Origin of the sequence: Leifsonia aquatica H1aii, assembly GCF_000633535.1 — a bacterium.
Classification (GTDB): domain Bacteria; phylum Actinomycetota; class Actinomycetes; order Actinomycetales; family Microbacteriaceae; genus Leifsonia; species Leifsonia aquatica_A.
The window spans coordinates 1-5,038 of sequence record NZ_AYMR01000031.1; the positions used below are offsets into that span (position 1 = coordinate 1).

Consider the following 5,038-nt stretch of genomic DNA (forward strand, 5'->3'; position numbering starts at 1 on the left):
GGCGGTGGAGTCGGGGGCGGGCGTCAGGCGAAGAGCTCGCGGACGGCATCGATGCGCCGCCGGATGATCGCCGGAAGGTCGTCCGAGCCTTCCGGCCGGAAGAACTCCTCGGCACTGGCCCGGAGGAGTCCGCCCGCGAGCTGGACTGCGGCGGCGGCGCGCAGGTCGCCCGAGGGCAGTCCCTCGCGGCGCTCGACGAGCAGGATGTCCTCGCGCTCGCCCTCCCCGGCCATCTTCAGCATGTGGGCGGCGAGCCGCGGCTCCCGCTCCACCGCCCGCAGGAGCTCGCGGATGTCGTCGACGGTCAGGCCGCCGTAGTCCCAGCGCGCGAGATTGAGGGCGATCAGGTCGTCGAGCAGGTGCTCGATGCCGCGCGGGCCTTCGGCGAGGAACCGCTCGGCGGCTCCGGACTCGTCGAGGTCGACGGGGATGCCGATGACGGCGTTCTCCTTGGAGGCGTAGTAGTTGAAGAGGGTGCGGCGGGAGACGCCGACCTCGTCGCAGAGCTCCTCCACGGTGAAGCCCGCGAGCCCGCGTTCGATGGTCAGCCGCCGGGCCGCCACGCGCAGACCTCGTGCGGTCTCCTCCTTGCGACGCTCCCGCGTCGACATTGCACTCTCGCTCACGAAGTGCAATCTTGCACCCTTTAGCTGAAAGTGCAATGTGAGGGAGGCCGCCTCCGCGGACCGCGCGTCAGTGCGCGAACGCCGTCTTCGGGATGCGGCCCGGGTCTCCGGTGCGCAGCTCGGCGCACACGGCGCGCACGTCGGCCACGAGGGCGTCGGCGAGCTCGACGCTGAAGCCGTCGCGGACGACGATGCGCAGCACCGCGACGTCCTGGGCGTCGGCCGGCATCGTGTACGCCGGCACCTGCCAGCCACGGGCGCGCAATTCGTGGGAGACCTGGAACACCGTGAACGCGGCGTCCTCCTCCACCTCGAACGCGATCACCGGGATGGCCGACCCGTCGGTCAGCACGCTCAGCTCCGGCTCCTCCGCCAAGCCTGCGGAGATCCGCATCGCCGTGTCCCGCAACGTCGACATGATGGCGGTGTACCCGGCCCGGCCCAGCCGCACGAAGTTGTAGTACTGACCGATGACCTGGTTGCCCGGCCGGGAGAAGTTGAGAGTGAAGGTCGGCATCTCACCGCCCAGATAGTTCACGTCGAACACCAGCTGGGGTGGGAGGTGGTCCGGCGAACGCCACACCACGAATCCGATACCGGGATAGGTCAGGCCGTACTTGTGTCCGCTCACGTTGATCGACACCACCCGCGGGAGGCGGAAGTCCCACTCGACCTCGGGGTGCAGGAACGGCACGACGAAGCCGCCGCTCGCCGCATCCACGTGCACGGGGACGTCCGGACCCCCTGCGTCGGCCAGGGCGTCGAGGGTCGCGCAGATCTCCGCGATCGGCTCCAGCTCGCCCGTGAAGGTCGTGCCGAGGATCCCGACCACCCCGATCGTGTCGTCGTCCACTGCGGCCCGCACCTGATCGGGCGTGATGACGTAGCGGCCCTTCTCGACGGGGAGGTACCGCGGCTCCACCTCGAAGTAGCGGCAGAACTTCTCCCAGACGACCTGCACGTTCGAGCCGAGCACGAGGTTGGGCGAGTCTCCGGACGTGAGCCCGCGACGCGCCCGCCAGCGCCACTTGAGCGCGAGGCCGGCGAGCATGACGGCCTCGCTGGAGCCGATCGTCGACGTGCCCGTCGGGTCTCCGGGTTCGGCGTGGAAGAGGTCGGAGACGATCGCGACGCAGCGGCGCTCGATGGCCGCCGTCGACGGGTATTCATCCTTGTCGATCAGGTTCTTGTCGAATGATTCCGCAAGAAGGACCTCGGCCTGCGGCTCCATCCACGTGGTGACGAAGGTCGCCAGGTTGAGCCGCGAGCTGCCGTCGAGCAGGAGCTCGTCGTGGATGAGCCGGTAGACGTCACCCGGGGCGGTCGGCTCGTCGGGCAGCCGGTCGGGCGGGCTCTGGCGCGACAGCCTGCCGGTGTACGCCGGGGCGTCGGACCCCTGGTGGACGAAACGCTCCTGCGCCATGGCCATGCCTCCTCGCGCTCCCACGGGCCCGCGGGGCGGCGGGATGGGGGAGCTGACCAGGCCGATGCTAACGGGGGTCGGGAGTCACGGCAACGGACGCCGCGCCCGCACGCGGGAAACACGAAGCGCCCCGTCCGAGAATCGGGCGGGGCGCTTCGAAGAGGCTCAGAGAGCGCGGATGTTGGAGGCCTGCGGGCCCTTGTTGCCCTGCGTCACCTCGAACTCGACCTTCTGGTTCTCTTCCAGGTTGCGGAAGCCGTTGCCGGTGATCTCGCTGTAGTGAGCGAACACGTCGGCCGAGCCGTCGTCCGGGGCGATGAAGCCGAAGCCCTTTTCGGAGTTGAACCACTTGACGGTGCCAGTTGCCATCGTTTGTCTTCTTTCAATCTGCGATGACCGACGCCGCCGGAACCGTTCCGGAGCTGCTTACGGAAAGCGCGAGAACTACGATACGCGATCCGGCCGGATCACGCGCGGGTTCGTTCGAACAAGAATTTCGAGGTGGCCCCCGCGATGAGCGCTCCGACGATCGGAGCAACGATCGACAGCCACAGCTGGCCGAGCGCCGTCGGGCCGCCGTAGATCGCCGTCGCGATCGACCGCGCCGGGTTGAACGAGGCGTTGGAGACCGGGATCGCGATGAGCGCGAGCAGGGTGAGGGTGAGGCCGATCGCGAGCGGGCCGAAGCCGTCCGCGGCGCGCGTGCTGGTGACGCCGAGGATGACGTAGACGAAGACCGCCGTGGTGATGATCTCGATCAGCAGGGAAGAGAGGAGGGGGAAGCCGCCCGGCGAGAGCTCGCCCCAGCCGGTCGAGGCGAAGCCGCCCTTCTGAGCGGCGGCGAGGAAGCCGCCCGGGGCTCCGGCGGCGATGGCGACAAGAAGGGAGGTGGCGAGGATGCCGCCGACGATCTGGGCGACGATGTACGAGACGACGTCCTTCCAGCCGAAGCGGCCGGCGATCGCCAGGCCGAGCGTCACGGCCGGGTTGAAGTGCCCGCCGGAGATCGGACCGAACGCGTACGCAGAGACGACGACGCTCAGACCGAGAGCGAGCGCCACACCGAGGAACCCGACGTTGAGGCCGCCCTCGCCGCCGGCGAATCCGGCCGCGTAGAGGGCGGTGCCGATGACACCGAAGACGAGGACGAAGGTACCGGCGACCTCCGCGGCGAGACGGGCGCCGAGGGTCGGCGCGACCGGGGCGGGCGGCGCCGCCGAGACGGTGGCGGGCGGAACGGTTTCGGACATGGCTCTCCTAGGCGGGTGTGATCTCGAGTCGATCGGGAGGAGGCTCCCACGGTCACGGTAGCGAACGCACGGCGGGCTCGCAGCGAATGTGACGGAGCGTCACAGCATGGTGCTGCCGCCGGCCCAGCTGATTCACCGGCCGCCCCTAGAGTGTGTCCTGAGCCGACCGGCTCACGACACGAGGAAAGGGAGCCCCGTGAGCACGGAGCAGCAGCACCAGGACCAGGTCGGCCGGACGCCCGACCGCGCCGACGGATCGCCATGGCGGCGGTTCTGGAACCGGGGCGGCTGGTGGAAGGCGCTGTTGGTGGCGGCGGTCTACTACGGGCTGTACCAGCTGGCCGGCATCCTGATCGACCTCGCCTTCGGTGGCCTGGTCGACAAGCACGACTTCTTCGCGGACGGCATCAGCACCTTCATCGCGCTCGGCGCCCCGATCCTGGTCGGCGGCGTCCTGCTCGTCGTCTTCGCGGTCTCCCTCGGCTGGTTGAAGCAGCTGTTCGGACGGCAGCCGATCCGCGGCTCGTGGTGGATGTGGATCGGCGTCGGGATCGTCGTCGTCTTCAACCTCCTGCGCTTCCTCAGCGCGGATTATGCCGCGTGGGACGCCGGAGCGGTCGTCGCCGTGCTCGTCTCGGGCCTCTTCATCGGTTTCGCGGAGGAGGTGCTGACCCGGGGCTTCGCCGTGAACCTGCTCCGGCGGGCGGGCTACGGCGAGCGCAGCGTGATGCTGCTCTCGTCCCTCATCTTCGCCGCGCTGCACTCCGGCAATGTGCTCACCGGCCAGAGCCTGCTGGCGGTGGCGTTCACCGTCGTCTACACGTTCGCGTTCGGGCTCGTGATGTACGCGGCCCTGCGGGTCACCGGCAACCTCATCTGGCCGATCCTGCTGCACGCCTCCACCGATCCGAGCCTCTTCCTGTTGACGGGCGGCGTCGACACGTCGAGCAGCGCGATGCACCCGGGGCCGCTGGCCGGTGTCGCCGGACTGGCGAACTTCGCGATCATGATCTTCGCTCTCGTGCCCCTGATCTTCGTCCGCGGACGGGTGGATCGTGACGCGGCCTACGGCCTGAAGCCGCCGACGCAGCAGCTCCGGGTCGGCTGAGCGCGGAACCAGGTCCCGCGTTTCCGCGTCAGGCCCAGAAGCCCGCGTGGGAGGCCGCGGCCTCGGTCTCGAGGTGCGGACCGGAGACCTCGATCGCGCGGCTGCCGGCGGCCAGCACGGTGCGGGCGGGCAGGGCGAGCGTCGGGTTGTCGGCGTGGTCGCCGGTCATCGCGTACAGCGCCTCCTCGGGCAGGGCGTAGACCACGCGGCCGATTCCGGACCAGTAGATCGCGCCCGAGCACATGGCGCACGGCTCGCACGACGTGTAGAGCGTGCAGCCGGGCAGCTGATCGGCCGGGAGGGTGCGCCCGGCGAGCCGGACCAGGTTCGTCTCGGCGTGACCGGTGATGTCGCGCTCGGTCACGACCGTGTTCTCGGCCTCCAGGACGACAGACCCGTCGGGACCGACGAGGATCGCGCCGAACGGATGGTTGCCGTGAGCGCGGGCCGCATCGGCGACCGCGATCGCACGGCGCAGGTGCACGGAATCGACGGAGTCATCGGTCATGCCCCGAGCCTAAGCCCCGGTCCGCGCGAGGGGGAACGAAGAAAGCCCCGGCTCTCGCCAGGGCTTCTCCTACTGTCTCAACCAGTTCGTCGTTCACATGCACTGTGCGCCACGAGGGATTCG

The 5,038-nt window shown here is 69.6% G+C and carries 6 protein-coding genes; 1 reads left to right on the forward strand and 5 read right to left on the reverse strand.

Annotation, left to right across the window (positions count from 1 at the left end; translation table 11 throughout):
• Positions 1-23: 23 nt before the first annotated feature.
• The 4 genes from U870_RS0119935 to aqpZ form a co-directional block, all read right to left on the reverse strand.
• Complete coding sequence (locus U870_RS0119935; protein WP_025159128.1) at positions 24-626, reverse strand: TetR/AcrR family transcriptional regulator; 603 nt, start codon at positions 624-626, stop codon at positions 24-26.
• A 67-nt stretch (positions 627-693) separates the two neighbouring features.
• Positions 694-2,049, reverse strand: a complete 1,356-nt coding sequence (locus U870_RS0119940; RefSeq protein WP_025159129.1) for a glutamate decarboxylase — start codon at positions 2,047-2,049, stop codon at positions 694-696.
• A gap of 165 nt (positions 2,050-2,214) precedes the next feature.
• Positions 2,215-2,418 carry a transcription antiterminator/RNA stability regulator CspE gene (gene cspE, locus U870_RS0119945; protein ID WP_021760779.1) on the reverse strand — a complete coding sequence of 68 codons (204 nt, stop codon included), beginning with the start codon at positions 2,416-2,418 and terminating at the stop codon, positions 2,215-2,217.
• A 98-nt stretch (positions 2,419-2,516) separates the two neighbouring features.
• Positions 2,517-3,299, reverse strand: coding sequence for an aquaporin Z (gene aqpZ, locus U870_RS0119950; RefSeq protein WP_025159130.1), 783 nt, complete (start codon positions 3,297-3,299; stop codon positions 2,517-2,519).
• Between the two features lie 196 nt (positions 3,300-3,495).
• On the opposite strand from aqpZ, the gene U870_RS0119955 reads away from it, so the two are divergent.
• On the forward strand, positions 3,496-4,407 hold the full coding sequence (locus U870_RS0119955) for a CPBP family intramembrane glutamic endopeptidase (RefSeq protein ID WP_025159131.1): 912 nt from the start codon (positions 3,496-3,498) through the stop codon (positions 4,405-4,407).
• A 28-nt stretch (positions 4,408-4,435) separates the two neighbouring features.
• Here the strand turns inward: U870_RS0119955 and U870_RS0119960 are convergent, their stop codons facing one another.
• The gene (locus U870_RS0119960) at positions 4,436-4,915 is read right to left on the reverse strand and encodes a nucleoside deaminase (protein WP_025159132.1); all 480 of its coding nucleotides are present in this window, start codon (positions 4,913-4,915) and stop codon (positions 4,436-4,438) included.
• Positions 4,916-5,038: the final 123 nt, after the last annotated feature.